This is a genomic window from Lysobacter sp. Root667 (assembly GCF_001427715.1).
Lineage (GTDB): Bacteria > Pseudomonadota > Gammaproteobacteria > Xanthomonadales > Xanthomonadaceae > Lysobacter.
In genome coordinates, this window is sequence record NZ_LMHF01000012.1 from 13,076 (window position 1) to 37,440 (window position 24,365).

At 65.0% G+C, this 24,365-nt stretch carries 25 protein-coding genes; all 25 read right to left on the minus strand.

Features of this window, described 5'->3' with window-relative positions:
* Nucleotides 1-47 precede the first annotated feature (47 nt).
* Nucleotides 48-1,712 carry a type IV secretory system conjugative DNA transfer family protein gene (locus ASD78_RS11500; protein ID WP_156087741.1) on the minus strand — a complete coding sequence of 555 codons (1,665 nt, stop codon included), beginning with the start codon at nucleotides 1,710-1,712 and terminating at the stop codon, nucleotides 48-50.
* A gap of 54 nt (nucleotides 1,713-1,766) precedes the next feature.
* Nucleotides 1,767-2,045, minus strand: a complete 279-nt coding sequence (locus ASD78_RS11505) for a hypothetical protein (protein ID WP_055899579.1) — start codon at nucleotides 2,043-2,045, stop codon at nucleotides 1,767-1,769.
* 55 nt (nucleotides 2,046-2,100) lie between these two features.
* Entirely contained in the window at nucleotides 2,101-2,610 is a 510-nt protein-coding gene (locus ASD78_RS11510; RefSeq protein ID WP_056101495.1) for an XVIPCD domain-containing protein, read from the minus strand.
* Between the two features lie 227 nt (nucleotides 2,611-2,837).
* Nucleotides 2,838-4,178, minus strand: coding sequence for an XVIPCD domain-containing protein (locus ASD78_RS11515; RefSeq protein ID WP_056101496.1), 1,341 nt, complete (start codon nucleotides 4,176-4,178; stop codon nucleotides 2,838-2,840).
* Between the two features lie 52 nt (nucleotides 4,179-4,230).
* Nucleotides 4,231-4,899, minus strand: coding sequence for a hypothetical protein (locus ASD78_RS21125; protein WP_056101499.1), 669 nt, complete (start codon nucleotides 4,897-4,899; stop codon nucleotides 4,231-4,233).
* A gap of 159 nt (nucleotides 4,900-5,058) precedes the next feature.
* A complete protein-coding gene (locus ASD78_RS11525; RefSeq protein ID WP_082575577.1) occupies nucleotides 5,059-6,342 on the minus strand; it encodes an XVIPCD domain-containing protein in 1,284 nt (427 codons plus the stop codon).
* Between the two features lie 87 nt (nucleotides 6,343-6,429).
* Nucleotides 6,430-6,966 carry a hypothetical protein gene (locus tag ASD78_RS11530; RefSeq protein WP_235566487.1) on the minus strand — a complete coding sequence of 179 codons (537 nt, stop codon included), beginning with the start codon at nucleotides 6,964-6,966 and terminating at the stop codon, nucleotides 6,430-6,432.
* 245 nt (nucleotides 6,967-7,211) lie between these two features.
* Entirely contained in the window at nucleotides 7,212-8,480 is a 1,269-nt protein-coding gene (locus ASD78_RS11535) for a peptidoglycan-binding domain-containing protein (RefSeq protein ID WP_056101505.1), read from the minus strand.
* A 49-nt stretch (nucleotides 8,481-8,529) separates the two neighbouring features.
* Nucleotides 8,530-9,126 carry a hypothetical protein gene (locus ASD78_RS11540; RefSeq protein ID WP_156087722.1) on the minus strand — a complete coding sequence of 199 codons (597 nt, stop codon included), beginning with the start codon at nucleotides 9,124-9,126 and terminating at the stop codon, nucleotides 8,530-8,532.
* Nucleotides 9,127-9,415: 289 nt separating this feature from the next.
* Complete coding sequence (locus tag ASD78_RS20040) at nucleotides 9,416-9,931, minus strand: DUF4189 domain-containing protein (RefSeq protein ID WP_082575578.1); 516 nt, start codon at nucleotides 9,929-9,931, stop codon at nucleotides 9,416-9,418.
* Nucleotides 9,932-9,933: 2 nt separating this feature from the next.
* On the minus strand, nucleotides 9,934-10,446 hold the full coding sequence (locus tag ASD78_RS20045; protein ID WP_162250163.1) for a DUF4189 domain-containing protein: 513 nt from the start codon (nucleotides 10,444-10,446) through the stop codon (nucleotides 9,934-9,936).
* Nucleotides 10,443-10,829 carry a DUF4189 domain-containing protein gene (locus tag ASD78_RS20050; RefSeq protein WP_162250164.1) on the minus strand — a complete coding sequence of 129 codons (387 nt, stop codon included), beginning with the start codon at nucleotides 10,827-10,829 and terminating at the stop codon, nucleotides 10,443-10,445. Before ASD78_RS20050 ends, ASD78_RS20045 begins: the two co-directional genes overlap by 4 nt.
* A gap of 143 nt (nucleotides 10,830-10,972) precedes the next feature.
* On the minus strand, nucleotides 10,973-11,503 hold the full coding sequence (locus ASD78_RS11550; RefSeq protein WP_082575581.1) for a DUF4189 domain-containing protein: 531 nt from the start codon (nucleotides 11,501-11,503) through the stop codon (nucleotides 10,973-10,975).
* 121 nt (nucleotides 11,504-11,624) lie between these two features.
* Nucleotides 11,625-12,785 (minus strand): type IV secretion system protein, encoded by a 1,161-nt coding sequence (locus ASD78_RS11555; RefSeq protein WP_082575582.1) that lies wholly within the window; start codon nucleotides 12,783-12,785, stop codon nucleotides 11,625-11,627.
* A gap of 144 nt (nucleotides 12,786-12,929) precedes the next feature.
* Entirely contained in the window at nucleotides 12,930-13,727 is a 798-nt protein-coding gene (locus ASD78_RS11560; RefSeq protein ID WP_055899606.1) for a hypothetical protein, read from the minus strand.
* A gap of 68 nt (nucleotides 13,728-13,795) precedes the next feature.
* Entirely contained in the window at nucleotides 13,796-16,246 is a 2,451-nt protein-coding gene (locus tag ASD78_RS11565) for a VirB4 family type IV secretion/conjugal transfer ATPase (RefSeq protein WP_055899609.1), read from the minus strand.
* Nucleotides 16,247-16,373: 127 nt separating this feature from the next.
* The gene (locus ASD78_RS11570; RefSeq protein ID WP_082559496.1) at nucleotides 16,374-16,688 is read right to left on the minus strand and encodes a VirB3 family type IV secretion system protein; all 315 of its coding nucleotides are present in this window, start codon (nucleotides 16,686-16,688) and stop codon (nucleotides 16,374-16,376) included.
* Nucleotides 16,681-17,052, minus strand: a complete 372-nt coding sequence (locus tag ASD78_RS11575; protein WP_055899616.1) for a TrbC/VirB2 family protein — start codon at nucleotides 17,050-17,052, stop codon at nucleotides 16,681-16,683. The genes ASD78_RS11570 and ASD78_RS11575 overlap by 8 nt, the downstream gene beginning before the upstream one ends.
* 74 nt (nucleotides 17,053-17,126) lie before the next feature.
* Nucleotides 17,127-17,957, minus strand: coding sequence for a lytic transglycosylase domain-containing protein (locus ASD78_RS21800; protein WP_082575583.1), 831 nt, complete (start codon nucleotides 17,955-17,957; stop codon nucleotides 17,127-17,129).
* Between the two features lie 175 nt (nucleotides 17,958-18,132).
* Nucleotides 18,133-19,170 (minus strand): P-type DNA transfer ATPase VirB11, encoded by a 1,038-nt coding sequence (gene virB11, locus ASD78_RS11585; RefSeq protein WP_055899619.1) that lies wholly within the window; start codon nucleotides 19,168-19,170, stop codon nucleotides 18,133-18,135.
* Nucleotides 19,171-19,196: 26 nt separating this feature from the next.
* On the minus strand, nucleotides 19,197-20,450 hold the full coding sequence (locus tag ASD78_RS11590; RefSeq protein ID WP_055899622.1) for a TrbI/VirB10 family protein: 1,254 nt from the start codon (nucleotides 20,448-20,450) through the stop codon (nucleotides 19,197-19,199).
* On the minus strand, nucleotides 20,447-21,226 hold the full coding sequence (locus ASD78_RS11595) for a TrbG/VirB9 family P-type conjugative transfer protein (RefSeq protein ID WP_055899625.1): 780 nt from the start codon (nucleotides 21,224-21,226) through the stop codon (nucleotides 20,447-20,449). Before ASD78_RS11595 ends, ASD78_RS11590 begins: the two co-directional genes overlap by 4 nt.
* Nucleotides 21,223-22,236 (minus strand): type IV secretion system protein, encoded by a 1,014-nt coding sequence (locus ASD78_RS21540; protein WP_082575584.1) that lies wholly within the window; start codon nucleotides 22,234-22,236, stop codon nucleotides 21,223-21,225. Before ASD78_RS21540 ends, ASD78_RS11595 begins: the two co-directional genes overlap by 4 nt.
* Nucleotides 22,237-22,331: 95 nt before the next feature.
* A complete protein-coding gene (locus ASD78_RS11605; RefSeq protein ID WP_082559499.1) occupies nucleotides 22,332-22,805 on the minus strand; it encodes a hypothetical protein in 474 nt (157 codons plus the stop codon).
* Between the two features lie 401 nt (nucleotides 22,806-23,206).
* Entirely contained in the window at nucleotides 23,207-24,355 is a 1,149-nt protein-coding gene (locus ASD78_RS11610; protein ID WP_056101529.1) for a pyridoxal phosphate-dependent aminotransferase, read from the minus strand.
* Nucleotides 24,356-24,365 lie beyond the last annotated feature (10 nt).

Genomic DNA, 24,365 nt, shown 5'->3' on the forward strand with positions numbered 1-24,365 from the left:
CACGCTCAGGACGCCGCGCCCAAGACGGCACGCCCAAGACGGTATGCTCAGGCGCGCAGGTTCAGGGTCGGCACTTCGACCTTGGGCAGCAGGCGCGAGGTGAAGTGCTTGTCCTGGTAGTACTTGATCTTGTCGCATTTCACCGGGTGCGGGATGCCTTCGTACAGGAACACCTCGGTGTCGAAGCCCATCGCCTTGAGCTCCTGCGGCAGCATCAGCGCGCGCCGTTCCTCGGATTCGCTGCGCGAGTAGTCGCGGCCGCGGGTCACGTTCTGCTTGCGCACCGTGGTGTAGCCGAGCATGTCGGAATAGTCGTTGGCATCCTGCTGCTCGCGCGGCGCGTAGATGATCTGCAGCGCGTGGTTGGTGATGATGGTGCGCGAGATGTCCTTGCCGTAGGTCGCGTCCAGCTGCGACATGCTCTGGATGATCGGCAGCAGGCGGATGTTGTAGCCGGCCATGTACGAGACCGCCGAGGCGATGATGTCGACCTTGCCGATCGAGGTGAACTCGTCCATCAGCAGCAGGCACTGGTGCTTGAGCGCCTTGTTGTTCTGCGGCAGTTCGCGGGTGTTGAGGTTGATGATCTGGCTGAAGAACAGGTTCACGATCAAACGGCTCTCGGCCAGCTTGTTGGGCTGGATGCCGACGTAGATCGTCATGCGCTTCTTGCGTAGGTCGGTGAGCAGGAAATCGTCGGCGCTGGTGGCCGCGTCCAGAACCGGATTGATCCAGGGGTTGAGCGGTTCCTTGAACGTGCCCAGGATCGAGGCGAAGGTCTCGTCGGCCTGGGACAGCATGTTGGCGAACGCCGAGCGCGCGTTGTCGCTGAGGAACGGGCGCTGCGACAGCCCCTGCAGGTAGGGCTTGAGCTCGCTTTTGCCGTCGCCCGAGGACAGCCGGTAAACCGCGCCCAGGGTCGGCGGGTTGGCGAACGGGAAACCGATCTTGTTCTCTTCCTCGAAGGCCTCGAACAGGTACAGGGTGAACGCCATGAAGGCGTTGCGCGCCTGGCTGACCCAGAACTTCTGGTCGTCGGAACCGTCCGGATACAGCATCGCCGCGATGCTCATCAGGTCCGAGACCCGGAACGCCGGGTCGGTGGCGACGTAGGTCAGCGGGTTCCAGCGGTGCGTGCGCCGGTCCTCGGCGAAGGGATTGAACAGGTAGATCTCCTGCCCCTGCTGGGCGCGCCAGCCGCTGGTCAGGTCGAAGTTTTCCTGCTTGATGTCGAGCACCACCATCGATTCCTGGTACTCGAGCAGGTTCGGGATCACGATGCCGACGCCCTTGCCCGAGCGGGTCGGCGCGGCCAGGATCACGAACTGCTGGCCGGCCAGGCGCACCAGCTTGCCGTTGTACTTGCCGACCACGATGCCGTTGTGGGACGCCTTGAACATGCCCTTGCTTTGCAGGTCCATGCCGTTGGCGAAGCGCGCATCGCCGTGCATCGAGCGCGGCTTGGGCTTGAGGATCAGCACCAGCAGCGCGAGGTAGGCCAGGCCCGGCAGGCCGAAGCCGATGTAGCCCGAGGCCTTGATCTTACCCGCGTGCAGCTTGTACTGCGGCAGATCGAGCACCCGCACGTAGTCCGTGAAGGTGCTCCACTTCAGCAGACCGGTATCGACTTTGAGGAACAGCAGCGACAAATAGCCCGACAGATACAGCCCGGCGGCCAAGGCGGCGATGCCCAGGACCAGGGCGAAGATCAGCTTCCCTTTCACGTGTTGTTCCCTGCTTGAAGTTCCCCAAGGCCCGCCATGCGATCAGCGACGCTTCCGGCCGGGCCGGAGCAACGTGGATCGTACGGGAGCCGCTTCCACCGGATCCGGCATCGGCGCGGAGGGGTTGCCCCGCTCCCGCTCCATCCGGTCGTCCAGCCAATTCCTGGCGTCGCTCAGCGTCAGCTCCTGGCGCAGCTTGACGCCCGAAGACGACATCACCGCGTAAGCATAGATGTCGTCGTCCTCGAATTGTGCATCCGGCGTCAACGCGACGATCTGGTACTTGCCGCGCGTAAGTAGGTGATGTTGGTATTCGCTCACTGCCTGGCCTCCAATGCCTGCATTGCCTCGCGGGCCCGAACCGTCTGCGTCGCCGTCACAGCGAACGCGGCCCCAGGCCGAGCAGCGGCGCTTCGCGCTGCGCCTCGGGCTGGCGCTGACGATCCTGCTCCTGCGCCTGGCGGCGGTCGCGCTGATCCTGCTCGCGCGACAGTTGCGCCAGTTGCTCGCCGCTGCGCTCGATCGGCTGCGACGCGGCCTGCGCCGTTTCGACGTAGCTGACCCGGCGCGCCGGCGAGTTGAGGTCGCCTTCGACCGCGAACGCGCGCTCGCCGTCCTTGCTCAGGACGACGTGGTTGACGCGCATTTCGTTGCGCCTGGCTTCGACCGCGAGTGCGGCCGCGAGGTTGTCGTTCTGTTCCGGCGTGCGCGAGGAAACCGTGTCCTGGCGATCCAGACACACCCGCACCTGCTTGAACAGGTCGTGGTTGGGATGGCTGGGACTGCTCAGCAGCGCGCGTTGTTCGGCCTGTCGCAGGTCGTCCAGGGTCTTCACCGACGCGTCGCTGTCGACCCTGCGTTCCTGTCCCTGGGGGAGTCCGTTCATGGCGCCTCCGCTGCTGCAGCCTGACCCGTATGCTCGCGCAATCGCGAGAGTGCTTCAAGGCTAGGCGGATGCGGGACCGCATGCGGTCCCGCATCCGACTGCCGCCACAGCCGCGTCCCGGGGGGGCTGCACGGCTGAGGTCCGGTGGCGGGCGCGCGACCGGGCGCGCCCGCATGAGGGGAAACGGCCGCGCGCCGCCCGCTAGGGGCGAAACGCGACCGCCACGATCACACCCGCTGGCTGGTCTGCTGCTGGCGCTCGGGCTGCGGCTGCGCCATGAACGGAGCCTGCTGCGTCTGCGGCACGTCCTGCTGCAGGCGCTGGCTGGTCTGTTCGACGCTCTGCCCGACCGCCTGGCCGCGATCGGCGAACGCGCGGTGGTGGGCCGGGTCGTTCAGGCCGCCCTGCACCGCGAACAGACCGGTGCCGTTGGTGCTGCGCACGACGTGGTCGATCTGGGTCAGGCCGCTGACCCGGGCCTCGTAGGTCAGGGTCGCGGCCGCGCGCTCGAGCTGCTCGCGATTGTCGAAGCCGCCATTCGGGCCCAGGCGTTCCAGCCCTGCGACCGCCTGGCGGTAGACCGGATTGTCGCGATTGGCCGGATCCTGCAGCGAGCTGCTGCGTGCCGGTTCGGCCGGAGTCGGCTGCGCCGGCTGATCGCGGCCGCGTTCGGTCTGCGGCTGGTTGGGCTGCGCATTGCGCAGCGCATTCAAGGTATCGCGCCCTGCGATGCCGTCGTCTTCCAGGCCGTGATCGCGCTGGAACGCCTTCAGGGCTTCCTGGCTGCGGCGACCGAAATGACCGTCGGGGTTGAGCTCGTTGCCCTGGGCGTCGCGATAGCCCAGGCGCTTGAGCGTTTCCTGCATGTCCTCGACGGCCTGGCCGCGCTCGTTGAGCTTGAGCACGCCGTCGGCCATGGGATCGCGGCCGCCGCGGCCCGGCGCGGGCAGCACCACTTCGCCGCGGGCCAGGCCCTGCATCACTTCGGGGGTGAGCATGCGCTCCCACTCGGCCACCGCAGCGCGGCGCTCGGGCAGATGGTTGTAGCCGCCGTTGATGTCGTGGGTGGCCTCGCGCACATTCAACTGATTGCCGTGCGGGACGACCCGGCTCTGCCAGTAGTGCACGGCGATGTTGGCGGCGTTGCCGCGGTCCGCGGCCAGGTCGGGATTGGCGGCCAGATCCAGGCCGAGCTCGCGGCCGGCGCGCTCGTAGTTGTCGCGGCCGGTCAGCTGCACGTAACCGCGGCCGTGGAAACGCCAGCCGTCGCCCGGCTCGGTGTTGCCGAGGTTGTCGCGGCCCCAACGGCCGCCGTAGATGGTCTCGGCGATCTGCTCGCGGCCGCCGCGCACGACGTCGCGAGCTTCGGCCAGGGTGTTCATGCCGTTGCGATCGGGGAACACCTCGTGCAGGCGTTCGGCGCTGTAGCCCAGGTTCTCGTGCATGCTGGCGAAGGATCGGGATTCGATCTGCATCTGGCCCATGAACGCGGCCAGTTCACGCGGTTCACGGATGCCGGACTCGTAGGCGCGCTGCAGCAGAAAATCGCGGTTGCTCGGTGTAGACATTGGTTTCCTCCTTGATGCGATCGTTATGCGTAGTTGAGGCTGCGGCCGTAGCTCAGGGCTTGGCCGGTAGCCCGCCGCGGTCGATCGCAGCGTCGCGGTCCCAGCCGCGGGTGAATTTGAACAAGGTGTCGTCGATATCGTCGACGAGGCTGCCCGGCTCGCAGGCCACGAAAGCCTCGGCTTTGACCGCATCGCCGCTGGCGGTCAGCAGGCCCTGCTCCTGCACGCCCTTCTCGCCGGAGATCGAATAGAAGATGCGCTTGCGGCCGCCGTCCTCGAACGAATAGGCGTAGCCGCCGCTGTTGCCGGCGAAGCCGAGCTGGGTGCGCTTGAAGCGCTCGCCGTGCACGCCCTTGTCGGCCAGGAACACGTAGTCGGGACGGCCCGCCGCGCCCTGGGCGAAGTAGACGTAGCCGGCCTGGTCGCTGACGCCCTTGGAGGCACACAACGAAGCCAGCTGGCCGCCGGCGAGCTTGCACGACAGCACGATGTCCTCGCTGGCGGCGCACAGCGAGCGGCCGTCGCCGGCGGGCGCCGTCGCAGCGGGAGCGGGCGTTGCGGCGGCTTCGGCAGTCGCGGCCGTGGCCATGGCCGGCGCCGGCGGCGTCGCCGCCACCGCATCGGCCGGTGCGGTCGTGGCCGCGTCGAACGGTGCCTTCGACGAATTGCAGCCGGCCAGGACCGTCAGCAGTGCGATGCACAGAAGGTTTGCAGATTTCATGGGAATTCCTGAAGCGTTTCTATGGTGATCGGGTCGAGCTCGACCGACCCGGTCCGGTGCGCCCTGCTACGGGGTCGCACCGGACCGGGCCGACGACCGCATCTCGCCCCCTCGCGGATGCAGCCGTACCTGCGCCGCGCTTGCGCGCGGCGGGTCGACTCAACCCATCGCGCGCGTCGGCGGCGTCTGGGTCGGGTTGGCCTGCGCCTCGAGCTTCTGGCGCTGCTGCGTGTCCTGCTGCAGCTGGAACGTCGACTGCTCCAGCGGCTGCGCGCCGGCCTGCAGCTTGTCCACATGCGCACGGTGGTGACCCGGATCGGTTAGCCCACCCTGGACCGCGAACAGGCCGGTGCCGTTGGTGCTCAGCGCGACGTGGTCGATCTGCTTCAAACCGCCGACCTTGGCTTCGAAGGTCAGCGTCGCCGCGGCCCGTTCGAGTTCGGCGTGGTTCTTGAAACCGGCGTTCGGACCCAGCTTTTCCAGACCGCCGACCGCCTGCTTGAACATGGCGTGGTCCGGATGCGCGGGATTGGACAGCAGCGGGGTCTGTTCGGACTTTTTCAGCGCGTCCAGGGTCTTGGGACCAGCGACGCCGTCGTCCTTCAGGCCGTGCGCGCGCTGGAACGCCTGCAGCGCTTCCTTGGTGCTGGCGCCGAAGTTGCCGTCCGGGTTCAGCGCGCGATCCTTGCCGTCGGTGTAGCCCAGCGCCTGCAGCGATTTCTGCATCGCTTCGATCGCCGCGCCCTTCTCGCCCGACTTCAGCACGCCGTCGGCGGCCGCATTCGGCGTCGCGTGCGTGGGTGCAGGCTTGGCCGGGGTGTTCGGCTCCACCGCACGACCGATACGGCCGGCGGCCAGCTGCTCCATCAGTTCCGGGGTCAGCGTCTGCAGCCAGCGCTCGTTGCGGGTTTCGCGATCGGCCAGGCCGTTGGTGCCGCCGTTGACCGCGCGGGTGGCCTTGGTCACGTCCTCGCGGGCGTTCTGCGGCACGTTGTTCTGCCAGTACCAGGTCGCGATGCGGGCCGCGTTCTCGGGCTTGGACGCGAGATCGGGGTGGTGCACCAGGTCCAGGCCCAGCGCTTCGCCGGCGGAGCGGTAATTGTCCTTGCCGGTCAGCTGCATGTAGCCGCGACCGCGGTATTTGTAGCCGTCGCCGGGCTCGTCGTTGCCCATGCGACCGCCGTACATCAGGTCGGCCAGCGCCTCCGGACGCCCGCGCAGGGCTTCCAGACGCGCCGATTCCAGCGCCGGCGCGCCTTCGCGCATCGCCGACTTCACCGGGATCTGCGAGATGCCCTTGGTGTAGCGAAAGCCCTCTTCGAGCTTGGTCAGGCCGTGCGATTCGTGGCCGACCTGGGCCATGAAGTTCGCCAGTTCGCGACGCGAGGTGATCCCCGACGCCGTCGCGGCCTGCAACAGTTGCGTTTCCCTATCCGTCGTCATGTGTAGCTCCTGGTTGAATGCCTATATCGCCAAAACCCAAGCCCTGCCCGGACGTTCCCTGCCCGGTTCGGTGACGCTCCTGCGTACTCAGGCCTCTTCCACGGACGGCAGCTTGTCGCGGTCGAATTCCTCGAGCCGGATCGCGCCGAAATCCTTGCGTTGCAAATCCAGCCGCTTGTCCTCGCCGGTGTCGGTGTCGACCACGCTGCGTACCGCCTTTTCCAACAGCCAATCCTTCTGCTCGGCCGAATAAGCGAAGCCGAACTCATCCGACCAGCGCTCGCGCGAACCGCCTTCGATCAGCACGGTGAACCCGCCCGCATAGGCGCGCACGTAGCCGAACGGATCGCCGGCGATACCGCCGCAACGGGCGCAGGGCACCAAGCGCTCGCTGCGCTTGGCGACCTGCAGCTTGCCGTCGGCGTCGCGGATCAGCACCAGCACGGTGCGCGGCGCGCCCTCGCCCAGCTTGGCGTCGGCCTGCACCGGCGGATCGATCACCAGCACCGCGTCCTCGCGGCCATCGCCGTCGAGATCGGCGCGCTGCACCGCCAGCTGCTTGCCGCCGGCGGGGAGAAACTGGGTCAGATCGTCTTGCTGCGGGGTCACGGACAGATTGTTCACGGGCACTTCCTGTTGCGGGTTTGGCTGCGTCTGCGCGGCGGGCGCGGACGCAGCAGCCTGCGGTTCCGCATCGCCGGGCGCCGCCGCCTGGCATGCCGCCAGCGACGTCATCAGCACTAACAAGGTCAACGACTTGCGCATGGTCTCGCTCGATACTCCGTTCGGCTTTGCCGGCTGCGGCGGCTGTTGCGTCCGCAACCGGCCTCGCGCCGATCGACGATGGACGTCGATCGGCGTTTGCATCGTCAAGCCATCATCCGCGGTTCGCGCTGTTGCTGTTGCGCGACCGCCGGCGCCTGCGCCTCGATCTTCTGGCGCTGCTGCGCATCCTGCTGCAGCTGGAACGTGGACTGCTCCAGCGGCTGCGCGCCGGCCTGCAGCTTGTCCACGTGCGCACGGTGGTGACCGGGGTCGGTCAGCCCGCCCTGGACCGCGAACAGGCCGGTGCCGTTGGTGCTCAGCGCGACGTGGTCGATCTGCTTCAAGCCGCCGACCTTGGCTTCGAAGGTCAGCGTCGCCGCGGCCCGTTCGAGTTCGGCATGGTTCTTGAAACCGGCGTTCGGGCCCAGCTTTTCCAGACCGCCGACTGCCTGCTTGAACATGGCGTGGTCCGGGTGCGCGGGGTTGGACAGCAGTGGGGTCTGTTCGGCCTTTTTCAGCGCGTCCAGGGTCTTGGGACCGGCGACGCCGTCGTCCTTCAGGCCATGCGCACGCTGGAACGCCTGCACCGCTTCCTTGGTGCTGGCGCCGAAGTCGGCGTCCGGGTTCAGCGCGCGGCCCTTGCCGTCGTGATAGCCGAGCTTGTTCAGCGATTCCTGCAGCGCGCGGACATCGGCGCCCTGCTCGCCCGAACGCAGCACACCGTCGGCCGCAGCACGCGCGGGCGCGGGCTTGGCGACATCGGCGGGCTTGTCGTGCTGCACCGGCGCGGTCACAGGCGTGGCCTGGCCCTTGGCCGGATAGCGATCGGTGCTGATCACGCCGGTGTCGATGTCGTGGACGTACTGCTTGAACTTGTCCAGATGGTTGGCGTTGAAGTCGATATGGGTGTGGGTGGGGTACTTGTTGAGCTTGCCACCGCCCATGCCGGCCTGCAGGCCCATCGGCTGGCCGTACTGGATCGGATCGCCGTCCTTCAGCGGGAACTGGCGCAGGTCCATGTGCCGCACCTGGGCGATCATCTCGCCGTCGGGCAGCTTGTCGTAGATCTTCACCAGGCCGCTGTTCTTGTCGATCTTGACGAAGCCGTCGGCCGGCGCCGGCACGTGCACCGGGCTGGAACGGCCCTTGTCGTCGAGCAGGACGAAGTCCTTGGACACGAACACGTGGCCGTCGCGCGAATGCGCGACCTTGCCGCCCGAGGACAGGATTTCCTCGTTGTGGCCGTCGATGACCTGGTAGTGGCGCCCAGCTTCCTTGCCCTTCTTGCTGGGGTGATGAATTTCGATGTCGTCGTAGCTGTGGACGTGCTCGGTACTGCCGCCCACGCTCTCTACGATGCGGATCTTGCCCATGGGAGATCTCCTTGTGTCCCGTTGTTACCGCGGCGCACGGCCGCGGCGATCAATGCAGGTCCTGGCTCAGGACCCAGCAGTCGTTTCCGCGCTCGAACACATAGGCGCCTGGCTTGCCTATGGTCTTGACCACGTTGTCGTCGGCGTCGAACTCGGCCTGGACGTACTCGACCCGGAAGGACTTGCCGCCTTCGGGCTTGAACTCCAGGTCCAGCAGCGGGTAGCTGCCGGGGTCCTTGACCGCGGGGTCGAGGTAGGCCCAGCGGCTGTCGACGATGCCGACCTTGAAGTCGCGGTAATCGGCCTTGGCGACCGGATGCGCGTCGGCCGGCTTGTCCAACGAACCCACGCGCACCGTGTCGGCGGTGTAGGCGGCGCGCACGCCGGGCGAACCGGCGTACTCGTTGAAGAAGTCGGCGTAGGCCTCGGGTGCGCAGGTCGTCGCGGGCAAGGTCTGCGGTGCGACCGCAGGCGTGGCCGCGACGGACGCGACGGACGGCGCCGCAGGATCGGCGGCAGGCGTGGGTGTGGGCTTGGAATCGGGGACGGAGGCGACGGGCGCGGATGCGGCGGGCGCATCGGGCGTGCGGTCGCAAGCGCTGGCGAGGGCTAGCAATAGCGCCAACGGAACGAGCTGTAACTTCATGGCAACCCCTACTCATGCGGCGGCTGCGCCACCGCAATCGCGGTAACGTCGCATCGCCTATTGCCCGACGGCGGATGCCGGCGGTGTAACTCCTCGGAGAACGATTGCAATACCGCCGTGACATCCTAGTTACGGCTGTGCGATCGCACCCCTTGATACCTCCGCAAGTCCCCCGGGCAGTCCGCCCTTGGGCCAAGCTCAGGCCGTACTTTACATCAAACCCGGCGCCGAATCCTTCGCCACCGAGTTGATACGAAACTTTATCTGCCTTACCGCTGCGCTGGGCCTATCAGTTGACCAGCACCGGGTAGCTGCAACGGGTGTACAGGACTTCGCAGTTCGTTGAATTCAAGCTACAGAGCTTTTGTGCCTTATCGGTGGCCTCTTCGACGGTGCCGCCACCGTCGAACGCGACATAGTCGCTACCCAAAGCCAAAGCGCCACATCCATTTCCATAGGTGAACAACGACTTTTTGCACTCCTGCGCCGCTCCGCCACGAGCTTGGCAGTCCTTCAACGCGCTACGTTGAGCTTCGCGCCGGTTCTTCTTTTCTGTCGCCACGCCCATTTTCGACGCGACGACATCAATGGAAATGGCGCCCCAGCGATCAATCCAGCGCGGTTGAGGCGCGCTCGGCTGCTGGCTTTGGGTCGGGGCCGAAGGGCTTCCCAATCCATAGCCTGGTTGCGGTACGCAGATCGGACCGGGCGCCTGCCCGATTGGAGCCAAGCCGGCAGGGCAACCCTGCTCCGCGTGGCCGCCGTTCGAGCACAGCATCATGAGCAATAGATAACGAGCTTTCATCCTCAGTTGACGAGCACTGGGTAACTGCAACGGGTATAGAGAACCTCACAACCAGTCGAGTCCAATCCGCAGGCCTTCAGAGCCCGGGCAGACGCCTCCTCGACGCTGCCGCCACCGCGGGCCGCGACGAGATCGACCCCCATGGCTACGGCACCGCAGCCGTTACCATAGACCAACAATGTCTTTTTGCACTGCTGCTCTGTACCGCCGCGATTCTTGCAGTCCTTGAGCGCCGCGCGCTCCGCATCGCGACTGCTCTTCCGATCCGTCGCAGTGCCCATCTTGCTGGCGACCACGTCAATGGCGACGGCGCCCCAGCGTTCGAGCCAACGAGGTTGGGGCGCACTAAGACGCTGCTGCACCGGACTCGGCCCACCGATTCCGTAACCGGGCTGCGGCACGCAGATCGGACCGGGCGCCTGGCCGATAGGAGCGAGGCCCTCCGGGCAGCCCTGTTCGGCATGAGCCGACCCACATACGATCAATCCCACCATCAGCAATCGACGCCACATCATTGCTTCAAGACCGGCAGACTGCAGCCCGAGTAATAAACCCGACAATCTGCAGTGTTTTGACCGCATTCCTTGAGCGCATCGGCGGATGCCTGCTCGACCGACCCGGCACTGCGCGTGACGGCGTATTGATCGCCCCACACTACCGCCCCGCAACCATTGGCCCAAGCATGCAGACCTTTCTTGCATTCTGCTTCAATGCCGCCATTGGCGCGGCATTGCGCCAATGCCGTCTTCACCGCCTTACCGTTGCTCGCCATGTTGGAGGCGGCACCGAATTTGCCATGTGCGTAGTCAGCCGCGATTGCGCCGTAGCGATCGACCCACTGCGGCCCCTGCGGTCGCTGTTGGATCGGGCCAGGACCACCGATGCCGTAACCGGGCATCGGCACGCAAATCGGTCCCGGAGCCTGCCCCGTCGGTATCAGCCCGGCGGGACAACCCTGCTCCGCATAAGCGAACCCGGACGCAGACAGAGCCAACACCAGCAATCCGGACGATGCTTTCGCCATCACACGTACTGAGCCTATCAGTTGACCAGCACGGGGTAGCTGCAACGCGTGTACAGGACTTCGCATTCGGTCGAGTTCATCCCGCACTCTTTCTGAGCCCGTGCGGACGCTTCTTCGATGCTGCCGCCGCCGCGAGCCACGATGAAGTCGCTGCCTACTGCCACCGCGCCGCAGCCGTTACCGTAGACCAGCAACGTCTTCTTGCACTGCTGTTCGGTGCCGCCGCGGTTCTTGCAGTCCTTGAGCGCCGTGCGTTCCGCATCGCGACTGCTCTTGCGGTCCGTCGCCGTGCCCATCTTGCTGGCGACCGCGTCGATGGCGACCGCGCCCCAGCGATCGAGCCAACGAGGCTGCGGCGCGCTAGGCCCCTGCTGCTGCACCGGACTCGGCCCACCGATCCCGTAACCGGGCTGCGGCACGCAGATCGGACCGGGCGCTTGGCCGATGGGAGCCAGGCCGGCCGGGCAACCCTGCTCGGCGCGGGCCGCCCCTGCCCCCGATAAGCCTGCCAGCAGCAGGCTGCACGCTATGAGGTTACGCATGATCATCGTCGGTCCTTCGAATTGGGTGGCTTGGGCGAACCCTATACCACCGCAGTCAAGACGCAATGAATAGAAGCGAAATCCACGGCGATCTGGAATTGTCCACCACCTATTGGCTGAACCCGCATTAACGTTTCTGGACCTCGTCCTTAATCGGATTCGTCGACTGCCCGGTCACTCGCGTGCCCGCGTTTTCGGTCATGTTCGGAGCCGGTACCTGCGGCGCCTGCGACTGGTTGCCGTACGTCGGCGTCGTCGGGCGGTAACCCGCGCTACCCGCGTACCCCGGAGGCATGCCCGCGCCGGGCTGGGCCGCGCCTGCGCCGCCCATGGCGTTGTAGGCGCTAGGCGTACCGAGCAGGCCCTGGAAGAACATCGCGGCCATCGGCGGCGCGCTGATGATCAGGGTGGTCAGGATCAGGCCCATGCCGCCCTGCTGCATGGCCTGGCTGGTCAAACCGTCGCTGAAGTTGCTGCCCAGCAACTTGCCTGCCAAGGCCGTCGTCCAGAACGCGGCCGAGACGCGCGTGACCATCTCCAGCGATATCGAAACCATCGCGCTGAGGACCGCCATCGAGAACAGCGTTCCTATGCCGTAATACAGCCATTTGGTGAACAACTGCTTGGTTTGCTCGAACAGCAAACACAATATGAATATCGGCCCGAAGCCGACGAACATCGCCATCGCGATCTCGTAGAGCAACAACATGGTGCCGCTGACGATCGCCGGGCCGCCGGTGCCCATGCCGACGAACCACATCGCGCGGTTCTTGTCGTCGTCCAGGGTCGGGTCCTTGACCACGTCGATCATGTCGATACTGGTCAAGGCCACCTGCATCCAGGCCAGACTGTTGTCGATCTGGTCCTCGATCTTGGTGTCCTTACCCGTGACGACCCAATGGATTTCCTTGTTGATGTCTTCGGTGAAGAAGGTATGCAGATTGGTGCCGAAGGCCGCCATCGAGGTCGCCACGCCGACGATGAACGCCGCGCGCAACGAGTTGGTCACCAGCGCCATCATCGGCTCGCGCGACAGACCGGTGGCGATGCGATACCCCTGGATCAGGATCCACAGCGTCATCAGGGTCAGCGCGATACCGCCCACCCACTGCATGGCGTTGGTCATCATGCCGACGCCGAACTTTTGGATTTCCTCGCGCAGGTAGGCCAGGATCAGGCGGAAGAAGACGAAATCCCCCACCGACTGGACCTGCGGTTGCAGCCAGTCCAGCCAGTTACCGATGCTGCCCTTCAGCCAATCACCCACGATTTCGATTCCCCTGCTCATCTGCGCCGCCTATCTGCCTGTCGGGTCATTGCCGCCGGCCTGCCCCTGTTCACCCACCGCACCGAACCCATCGGCGCAGACTCTGTACCGGCCATGGAGGCAGCGGGCCGCTCAGGGCCCGCCCGCTCCAGCCGTTCGCCTAAATCAATTGCCGACCTTCAGCGCACCCGCAAGCGCCGCGGTCTTGACCAGCGAACCCAGGATCGTCTGCTGGCCCTTCATGGCCTTGTAGGCGAGCGTGCGCTGATTCTCTTCCATGGTCGCGATATAGACGTCGTAGGTCTGCATCTGGCCCTGCCAGATCTGGAACTTCAGCGCCAGGTCGTTGGAGATTTCGTTGGACGAGCTGTCCACCGCCTGCACATTGCCCTGGTCGTTGCTGGAGTTGCGCCGCGTATTGACCGTCTTGAGCATGTTCTGCATCTGCGGCGCGACGTTCATGACGAACTCGACCGTGTAGTTGTACTTCTCGTTGCGCGCGCGACGGATGTTGACGCAGATTTCCTTCTGCTTGGCGACCCAATCGCCGGCCGGATCCAGGCCGATCATGCTCAGCAGGCCGCTGACGCTGAGGCCGCCGCCGCCGCGGTTGCAGGACTCTTCGACCAGGTAGGTGTTGGCGTTGACCTTGGTCCAGGTCGTGCCGTTGGGCATGGACACCGTGCTGAGCAGGCTCTGCATGTTGATCAGCTGCTGACGCACGTAGTTCAGCTGCTGCATCCAGCGCTGCGCGTTCTGCGCGTATTCGGCCGTGTCGGCGAACTTCTGCGAGTAGGTGTTGATCTGGTTGAGGATGCTCTGGAACAGATTCGGGCCGACCTCGACCACCGGGCCCATGGCGCTGCCGTTGCCGGCGGCCAGCGAGCAGGCCAGTAGTACGCTGGCCAGCGCCAGCTTCTTGGACTTGCGGCCGTTGGCCTGGTTGTTGCGCTTGATGATCATGGCGAAGTTCCTCTTCTGTGGCAGTTAGCGGTACGTCGTACGCGTGCTGCGTGTATCCGTGATGATGTTCAGGCCGTAGCCCGTTCGGGGTTGTTCGGCTTGGCTTTGCCCGAGCCCTTGCGTTTGGCGTAGAACGTAGGCAGCCACTGGTCCGGGCGCAGCTCGTCGACCGGCACTCCCGCACGCTTGGCTTCCTCGTGAAGCACGTTGTGCATGATTTCGATGTTGTCGGTGGACGCCGAGATCACCGCCAGCGAATCGTCCAGGCCGCGCAGGTTGAGCTGGCAGACCGTGGCCGCATGGCCCTGCTTGACCAGGAAGCAACGCGAACGCTCGTCCAGCCCCTTGACCACCTGGTACTCGGAGTCGGTCAGCTTGAGGCCTTCGATGTAGTCCTCGCGGCTGGCGTTCGGGTTGGGCAGCAGGATCAGGGTCGCGGTCTGTTCGATCAGCGACGCCGAGATGTCGCTGGCCAGCGCGTCTTCCGGGCTCTGGGTCGCGAAGATGCCCATGCCGTTCTGCTTACGGATGGTCTTCTGCTTGTTCTTGGCGAATTCCTTGAGGCCGCCGGAACCGTCGAGGATCTTCCAGAACTCGTCCATCACGTAGATCAGCGGACGGCCGTCGATCAGTTCCTCGAGGCGGTGCAGCAGGTAGTTGATCACCGGCACGCGCACTTCGGGGTTGTCGATCACATCGGTGTAGTCGAAGCCGATGATGTTGGCTTTTTCGAGGTTGATCGTGTCGACCGGGTTGTCGAACACCCAGCCCAGCGAATTGCCCGCGGTCCACTTGCGCAGACGCGCGAACAGGCCGTCGTCGCCCATGTTGGGCAGGCTCTTCTGGAAGTTGGTCATGCTGCGCAGGTGCATCGGCGTGTCGAGCATGTTCTCGACCGCGCGGAAGATGTCTTCGTCCTCGCGCGCCGAGTACTGGCTCTTGTTCGCCAGCACCTTGATCAGGTCGGCCAGGAACTGGGTGTTGGCTTCGTTGCGCTCGCACTGGAACGGATTGAAGCCGGTCGGCTGACCGTTCTCCAGCGCCAGGTAGTTGCCGCCGCAGGCGCGCACGAAGATTTCGGCGCCACGGTCCTTGTCGAAGAAGAAGATCGTCGGCGTGGGCTTGAGCTTCTGCACCTGGCTCAACAGGAAGTTGATCAGCGCGGTCTTACCGGTACCGGACTTGCCGATCACCATGGTGTTGGCGATCGCCTTCTCGCCCAGCGAATTCTCGGCCGGATGGGTGGCGTGGAAATTGAAGAAGTACGGCTGGCCGTTGGTGGTCTGCAGCGTGGTGACGCATTCGCCCCAGGGGTTGTTCTCCTTCTTGCCGGTCGCGAAATTGTGCAGCGGCGACAGGCCGAGGAAGTTCAGCGAGCTGACGTTGGCCAGACGGGTGCGGTACTGCCAGTTGCCGGGGAACTGCGCATAGAACGAGGCAGTGACGGCGAGGTCTTCCTTGGCCGAGACGAAGCCGGCGTTGGACAGCTCGGCGCGCGCCATGGCGATGTTCTGGGCCAGCTTTTCCTGGCTCTCGGCGTACAGGCAGATGGTGAAGTGGTATTCGCCGAGCACGAAGTTGCCCGAGGCGAGCTGGTCCATCGCCATGTCGAGCTCGATGATCTGGCTGACCGCCTTGTCGCCCGACGAAATCATCATGCCCTTGGTGCGGTCGAGCACCTTGAGCGCGTCCTGGCGGCCCATCGGACTGAACGAGTGCGTGATCACGTACTCGAAGTCGAGGTACTTCATGCCGTTGAGGATGCCGGGATAGGTCGCGTCGGTGTACTCCTTGACGTTGAGCATCGCACCGAAGTGGTTGACGCCGGTCGGAGTGTTGACGACGAAATCGCCGGTCTTGTTGGAGAACATCAGCCGGCTGACCGGCAGATAGTTCGGAATCGGCGCCGGCAGCACCGGCACCGGTTCGTCGATGCGGTTGAGCAGGTAGCCGAAGAATTCCAGGGCCTCGGAGAACACGACGCCGTTCTTGGCCTCGTACATGCCCAGGCGCATGGGTGCGTAGTCCTTGAGCACGGCCTCGACGTTGCCGGCCAGCTCGAGCACCTTGGCGACCGCCTGGTCCTGCTGCTCCTGCAGCTGGGCGGTGCTGGTGGACTTCTCGACGAAGCGCTTACCCGACACGATCGGCCGGTAGATCATCGTCATGTAAAGCTCGTTCTGCATGAGCTTGGCACCCGACAGCGTGGCGAAATAGCCGTCGGACATTTCCTGATTGAACACCTGGTCGAACTTGCTGCCGCCCTTGACGCGGCGCTTGCGGCGCACGTCGTGGACCCAGAAGGCGACGTTGGTGAAATCCGGCGCACGCAGCGTCTGCAGCATGCGGTTGAAGGTGTTGTGGCGGTGCTCGAGCTCCCACTCCTCGCGTCCGACGAAGGGCAGTCCGCCCAGGTGCCACACCATCATGAAATCGCCGCCCGTGGTCTTGATCACGGTCGGGGAGACATGGGTGGACAGCGGGATGAATTCGCTGATGGGCGTGTCGGGATTCAGCATGTGGGTACGGATTCGGCAACCGGTTTACGGAAAGGCCCTGAACCGCTGCGCCGCCTTGCGGGCGACGACAGCGGCCGGAGCCGACAAACCCATGCGCCATCGCGGCCGGGCCGCGATGGCGCAGAGGTCACTTTTTCAGTCTCGCGTCGGCGGGACCGCGGTACAGGTTCGAGGAAAACACCCACATGCCCTGGTGCAGCTGGAGGTTGCGCATCTTCATGCGCAACTTCCAACGCAGTCCGAGCAGGCGGAAGATCATCTCGTCACGTCTCGCCATCTGCCGCATGATGAAAACCACCACCGGCAGCAGCACGAGGAAGAACATGTTGAAGTAGAACGTGAGCATGATGACGCCGCCCGCGCCGATGGCGAAGGGGATGTAAGGCACCCCCATGAACATCGGCGGCCGGGTGCAACCCCGAAACAGCACGTTCTTATGCATAAGCGGACGACAGCACCGTCAGCATCACGCCCGAACCCACGTCTTCCGGAATGATCATCTTGGCCAGCTGGGCGGCAGCGCCGATCACGAAGCCGCCGACCAGGATCGGAGCCACGTCGGAGATGCGCTTGTGGGCGAAGGCGATCTGGTAGCCGGCGATGATGAAGGCGATGGTCACGACCGCGACCGAAGCGATGTTGAGCAGCGTGTTCAGGTTATTGATGAAGCCCTTCACGCGACCGGAAGCGTCGGCGCCGCCGCCCGCCTGGGCGAATGCGATGTCCGGCACCGCGAGCAGGCCGACGAACAGGGTCGCCATGAGGAAGGACGTGAAGATGGTCTTGAGATGCGCGTTGGAGTTCATGGATAGATCCCTCTTTCGATTTGACGACGATTGAATGGCGAAACGACCTGCTGTTTCAGACTACGAGCGGCAAGCTAGAAAACGAATGCCTGGTCCCCCTGGGATTGCTCCGTTGCGGCCGCGGGGGCAGCCGACATCGGTTGAACTTTTACCGGTTGCGGCGCCTGCGCGACCACCGCGCCCATCGCCGCGACGGGCGTAGCGCCGCCGGCTTGGGCTGCAAAGGCCGGCGCGGGCATGGCCGCGACCTGGACCGGATTGGGTGCCATCGGCATCGCCGGCGGCGCGGCCACCGGCATCGAGATGCGGCTGGTGACCTGAACAGGGGCAGGCACCGCGCCGGCGGCCGGCACGCGCTGCGGCCCGGACTGACGGCTGGTGGCGTACAGCGGCATGCGGCTGACCGGCACCGAGCGGCGCGACGGCTTGCTGATCACCGCGATCGCCTGGCCGTCGGGCGCGGGCGCGGCCTTGGCGCCCATCGAGGCGTAGACCTTCTGCACGTAGCCGTGGCGGTAGCCGGTGACGAAGTTGCCGGAGTAGTAGCAACTGAAGGACTTGCCCCAGTCGCCGCTGGAGCGGCCGTAGCACTCGGCCAGGATGCGCGAGCCGGCCTGCAGGTTCGGGCAGGCTTCGAAGGCTTTTTCGTAGGAATCCAGGCCGTATTTGGCCAGGTTGTAGCGATTGACCTGGGCCAGGCCGAGCGAGAAGTTGTAGCCCTTGCCTTCGAGCATGCGCACGGTGGCGAGCGCTTCGGGCAGGCTGCGCGGCTGGCGCACGAGGCGGCCGCCGACGACGCCGATGGCGTACGGATTGTAGGAAGACTCCACGCGCACGACGTGGTGCATTACTTCGTGCGGAACCGCCAGGCTCGGGCAGCTCATCAATTCGATACCGGGCAACATCCGTATTTCCCCCTGTGCCGACCTTGGCGTCGACCTAACAAAACCGTTCGAGAACAGCCTGTTATGCGCCTAGTCGACGCCTCAATCATTCATCCAGCGACGAATGATGTCAATAAGCGCCGCCCCACCCTGCCCCGGTGAGGCCGCGCCCCATAATACTGAGACAGACCTCGTGTCACTCGCTCTGCGCCCGTTCCGGGTTGAAATCGATACCCGTAATGTGGCGCTGCCCGGCGTGGGCCTTGATATGGACCACGATATCGATGGTCATCATCAGCAAGCGCTTGATGACCGCGAACTCGAGCCCCGAGCCTTCCGCCGAAGCCTTCACCATCAGCGCCAACTGGTCCCAGGTCTGGGTCGTGCTGCCGGCGTGGCAGCTGGTGATCGACCCGGGGTGGCCGGAGGCGCAATTTCGGATGAAGTAAAACGATTCGTCGCCGCGCAACTCCGCCAGGATGATTCGGTCCGGCTTCATGCGCAGACAAGCTTCCATGCAACTCTTTGCAGTTACGTTGCTGGTGCTTTGTCCACCTTTCGAGTAGAGCAAGTGCACTACGTTCGGTTGGGCGATGAAGAGCTCGCGCGCGTCCTCGATCGTCACCAGACGTTCCACGTCGGGAATGTGTCCCACCAGCGACTTCATGAAGGTGGTTTTGCCGCTGCCGGTGGCGCCGGCGACGACGATGTTCTTCTTGTATTGCACGGCCTTCTTGAAGAACTCGGAGTAGTTGCGCGAGGCGCGCAGCTCCAGCAGTTCGCGATCGTGATCGCTCAGGACATGGGTGCTCTCCAGGATCTGGGCGAAGAAGCCGTCGTCCTGGTACTGCTGCAGGGTCTTGTTGTGCTTGGACGGCAGACGGATCGTGATCGAGACCTTGCCCGCATCGCAGGCCGGCGGGATCACGAACTGGGCGCGCTGGCCGGTCGGAAAGGTCAACGAGACCACCGGGTCGGCATCGGTGATGCGCTGACCGGTGTTGCTCTCGTTGACCACCGCGGTACAGAACTGCCGCGCCCGCTCGAAGGTGAGCGTCGGCACGTCGATCCGCTTCCAGCCCTCACGGGTTTCCAGGTACAGCTCGCCCGGCTTGTTGATGCAAATTTCGGTGACGTCGGGCGAGCTCATGAAGTCCTGGATGCCCAGCACTTCGTACTGGTAATCCAGGAACCCGCTCGACACCGCCGCGATAGGCGAATCGTCCATACCCATTCAGACCGTCTCCCCGTCCATCATCATCAGCGGATGATGGACGAGAAATCGACGTCCTTGGCCACGTAAACGTTCACAACCGTACCCTGGTTGATGGTCACCGTCGGCGGACGGTTGACGCTCTTGTCCAGGGCCTGGTTGGCCAGACGCTCGACCGAACGCGCGGTGACGCTCTCGTAGGGGCTCTGCACGACCACACCGCCGGCGCCGACCGTGGTCGTCTCCGGGCCGTTCTCGGCCGCGGCGTACTTAAACGCGTCGGCGATCAGGCTGATCATCAGCGCCGAGGCGATGCGGCTGCCCCAATGCGCGTTGTAGCTGCCCGGGTGACCGGCGCCGCCGAGGTTGTCGACGCCAGGGCTGGCCATGTTCACGTCGATGCCGGTCGGGGTGGTGATGCGGTCCCAGATCACCGACACGCGCGGGCCGTTGATGCTCTCGCTCTGGTAGCGGCCGGAGATCTTCGAACCCTTCGGCAGCAGCAGGCGACGGCCGTTGATCGAGTAGGTCGGCTCGGTGACGATGCAGGAGGTGAAGCCCGAAACGTCGGTGACGATGCGGGTTTCCATCACGCAGCGGATGTACGTACCGCGCACCAGCAAGGTGTCGGGGTTGTAGATCGGCTTGGCGCTGGCGACCGCCGGCCCTTCGCGCTGCTGGCCCTGCGCCGGCATCTGCCCGTTCGGGCCCGGCATCATGCCCATCATCTGCTTGGCGTACTCGTCCGGCGGCGTCATGCCCGCGGTTGCAGCCTGGCCCGCGTTCATCGAGCCCTGGGTGCCGTCGGCGCTATTCATCATCCGGCGCTCCATCAGCGTCGGACCGCGCGGACCGGTGTCTTCGACCACCATCTGCGGGGCATCGCCCTGCTGGGAAGGCGGCATCTCCGGCGCCAGCGGCACCGGCGGCAGATCGGCGACGGGTTCCGGCGGCAGCGGCGGCGCGACATCGGCGGCGGCCTTGGGCAGCTCGGGGATGTTGACCACCTCTTCCTCGACCTTGGGCTTCTCGTCGTCGCCGGAGGTCGCGTGGCTGAACATCCAGACCGCGGCGAAGACCAGCAGCAGCACGATGCCGCCCAGGAACAGCAGCGCCTTGCGATTGAGCTTCTGCACGTCGCTGGATTTCAGCAGCGGCGCGCCGGCGTCCAGGTCGGGCGCCTGCTGGGCGTTCGACTGCTGGCCGTAATAGGGATTGGCACCGTAGCTCTGCTGATCCTGCTGAGCGCCAGTGTTGTCGTCGGGATGGCCCGGCTGGTTGGGCGGCATGTTATGGCTCATTTCTGCTTGTTCCTGCGCAGACCGACGACGTTCTTGCCGTGACGGATGATCAAGTAGGGATAGGTGCCGTGCACAACGATGGTGTTGTCCTCGACCGTGGTGTTGACCACGAAGTCCTCGCCGCCCTCGCGTTCGCGCGCGAACACCGCCGGGAAGTTGCCGGTCGGCAGATCCTTGAGGCCGCTCATCTTGATGTAGGTGAACTGGCCGTCGTCGTAGACGTTGACCGGGATCAGCCACGCCTTCTTCTTGGCGCTACGGGACGAGAACTGGTAATCGAAGTGATAGACCCGGCTCTTGTCCAGCGCGGTGCTGATCTCCGGGACCGGCTCGGCGACTTCCTTGCCCTTGGCCGCCGCGAACTCGGTGTCCTTCGGGTACACGAACTTGATCTTGTACTGCACGCCGGCCTGCTTGGCCTGCTCCAGCACGCGCCAGTCGGTGGCCACGACCTTCAGCTCCAGGATGTAGGAGTGGGTCGCGGTGCGGATCATCATGTTGGTGTCGACGTCGACGTTCTTCGGCTTCAGATAGAAGACGTTGTCGCGCCGGCTCAGATCCCAGCCGGCGCTGAAGCCGGTGCTGTAATCGAGGATGACCTCGTTCGGATCCAGTTCGATCTGCGTGGTGATGCCCAGACCGGTGCGCACCTGATAGATGCGGGTGGGTTCGTATTCGTATTCCTGGACCACTTGGGCCGCAGCGGGTAACGCCGAGCCGGCGAGCGCCAGAAACAACAGGGCGGCGGCGAGGCGATGTTTACGCAGGCAATTCATCGGGTGCTGACTCCATTCGCATTACCGGTCGGTGCGGGTGCGGCCGGCGGCGTCGCCGGATTGACGGTGTTGGGGGCGGCGCCGGGCTGGCCGGGAACGCCGGGCTGCGGGGCGACGCCGGGTTGCGGCGCCACTCCGGGCTGACCGGGCTGACCCGGGAAACCGGGTTGCGGCGGCACGCCGGGCTGACCCTGGATCAAGTTCGGATCGACCGGCTGGCCGGGCGTGCCCGGTGCAGGTCCGGTGGTCGGGCCGGTCGGGTATTCGCTGCTGATGGGCGGCGCGGCGGCGTAGTCGTTGTCGACGCGATAACCGATGACCTGGAAGCCGAGCGGATTCAGGACGCGGTTGTTCTCGTCCATCTTCAGGTTCGACTTGTACAGGAACTCGATCGTGGCGATCTTGCTGTCCAGCGGATCCGAGGAACCGCTTTCCTTGTTGAACAGACTGCGCTGGAAGCGAATGGTCGCGGTCTTGGTCTTTTCGTCGGTGTTGGACGGACCGTGCAGCTGGATGCTGAGGATCTTCACGCGCACGGTCTTGGTCTTGCCGAACAGCGTGATCGGGTTGTTGCGATTGGTGCTGTCGTACAGGGCCTTGTAGCCGCTGGTGACCTGCGGGGTGGCCATCGCGAACACCGTCGACCAGTCGCGCTCGCCGATCTGCGAGAAGTCGTAGGACTCGCGCGCCATGATGAAGTGCGAGATGTTGCTCTTGTTGAGCGCCTCGCTGGCGACGATGCTCGGGTTCTCGAAGTCGTTGCGCAGGCGGGCGATGGTGGCGGTGCCGGTGTAGGCGTCGGCCATCACCAGGTACGGCACCTTCTCCTTCAGCGGCAGGAAGTAGAAATAGCCGCCGGCCAGGATCAGGGCCATCAGGATCGCCGCCCAGGCCACCATCCACGCGCGCTTTTCGCTGCGGCGTGCGATGTCGGCGATGGTGACTTCGTAGTTCACGGCCTTGCCGACCGCGTTCTCCACTTGGGGAGTGACTGCTTTCTTTCCGAACATCTAGGCTGCATCCAGTACGAGCATGGAAAGTGCGCCGCGTGCCGCGCGTCGGGACCCGAAGGCCTCGGCAGCGCGGCGCGACGACGTGCGCGTGTTTACGGCGCGACCCCGGCCACGTGCGTCGCCTCGGCCTGGGCGGCCTGGGACGACGGCGCGGTTTCGCCCGACATCGACACGGGCGCCGAGCTCGACGCCGGCGTCGCGGCGCGAACCACGATCTGGCCGTTCTCGACCGTCACCGAGACGCCCTGGGCGGCGTAAGCCGAACTCAGCTGGGCGACCGCGTCCTGGACGCTGGTGGTGTGGATCTCGGCCACGCCCTGGTGCAGGGTGAAATCGGATGGATGCAGGTAGGACAGCGGCATCTGCGAGTCCGACGACCAGCGCTCGAGCATCGTCTTCAACGTGCCGTCCATCGGCGACGGATAGTAGACGTAGGTCTTTTGCAGCGGGATTTCGTTCGGAACTTCGGCGAAGTGGTTGACCGGCTTCCAGCGACCGCCGAAATCCGGTGCCGGACGCGATGCGCACCCGGCCAATGCGACGGCCAACAACGCCGCGACCCACAAACGATGACTGGTTGCAGTAGAGATACTCACGCTTTCCCCAATAGTCTTGAATTGACGCGCGCACCGATCTGAGACGGAGGCGGACGCTGCCGGGCTCGCCGGTGCGCTCGCGCCACCATGGTCTAGATCAGTGAAATTGAGATGACCGGACGAGGCTCGGTCGGTAGGCGGCACCGGGCGCCGTCTCCCCGACGGCGCGGACCGCGCGTGCTCCTGCCCCATCGGACGGCGGCGATGCCGCACCCGATGAACGACAAGAGAAAATCGTTCTGTCCATGAACTCCCCCTTACAGCGCGATCACAATGTCTGACGAGCCTGTTGCGACGCTCGTCACTGAAGGTTAGCCCGAAGTGCAAGCGATGAGCAAGGGGGGAACGTATGGTGCACTTGAAAATTGCGTTTACAGCGTGCGAAGTCGCTCGATGGCGGCATCCAAAGTCGTTTCGTTCTTGGCGAAACAAAGCCGGACCAGGCGTTGCTGTCCCGGTGCGGACTCGTAGAACGGCGACAATGGGATCGTCGTCACACCTTTCTCGGTCGTCAGCCAGCGACTGAAGGCGACGTCGTCGAGATCGCTGATCGCCGAATAGTCGACCAGTTGGAAGTAGCCGCCGGCCACCGGCAGCGGCTGCAGGCGCGTTTGGGATAGTTGCGCGCGAAACCGATCGCGCTTGGCCTCGTAGAAGGCGCCGAGCTGTTCGTAATGTTCGGGCTCGGCCTCGATCATCTCCGCGAACGCCCACTGCGCCGGAGCGAAGCTGCAGAAGCTGTTGTACTGGTGGACCTTGCGGAATTCGGCCGAGAGCGCCGGCGGCGCGATGCAGTAGCCGATCTTCCAGCCGGTGCAGTGATAGGTCTTGCCGAAGCTGGAGACCACGAAGGCGCGTTCGCGCAGCTCGGGATAACGCAGCACGGACTCGTGGCGCACGCCGTCGAAGACGATGTGCTCGTAGACCTCGTCCGACAGCAGATAGATGCCGGTCCCGCGCAGCAGCGCGCTCAGCTGGGCGATGTCGTCGGGCGTGAACATCGCGCCGGACGGGTTGTGCGGCGAGTTGATCATCAGCATCCGGATCCTAGGCGTGACCGCAGCGCGGACCCGATCCCAATCCACCGCGAACGTGCGCGGGTCCAGCGGCACATGCACGGCGCGGCCGCCGGCCAGATCGATCGCCGGTTCGTAGCTGTCGTAGCAGGGATCGAGCACGATCACTTCCTCGCCCGGCCGGACCACGGCGTGGACCGCGTCGAAGATCGCCTCACTGGCGCCGGAGACCACGGTGACTTCACTGTCGGCATCGGGAAGGTGGCCGTAGCAGCGCTGGGTCTTGGCCGCGATCGCCTGGCGCAAGGCCGGGATGCCGGTCATCGGCGCGTACTGGTTCTTGCCTTCGCGCATCGCCCGCGCCAGCGAATCGACCAGGCGCGCGGGCACCTCGAAATCGGGGAAGCCCTGGCCCAGGTTGACCGCGCCGTGCTCGGCGGCGAGCTGCGACATCACGGTGAAGATGGTCGTGCCGACCTTGGGCAGCTTGGTGTCTGGAGTCATCGATCTGAGG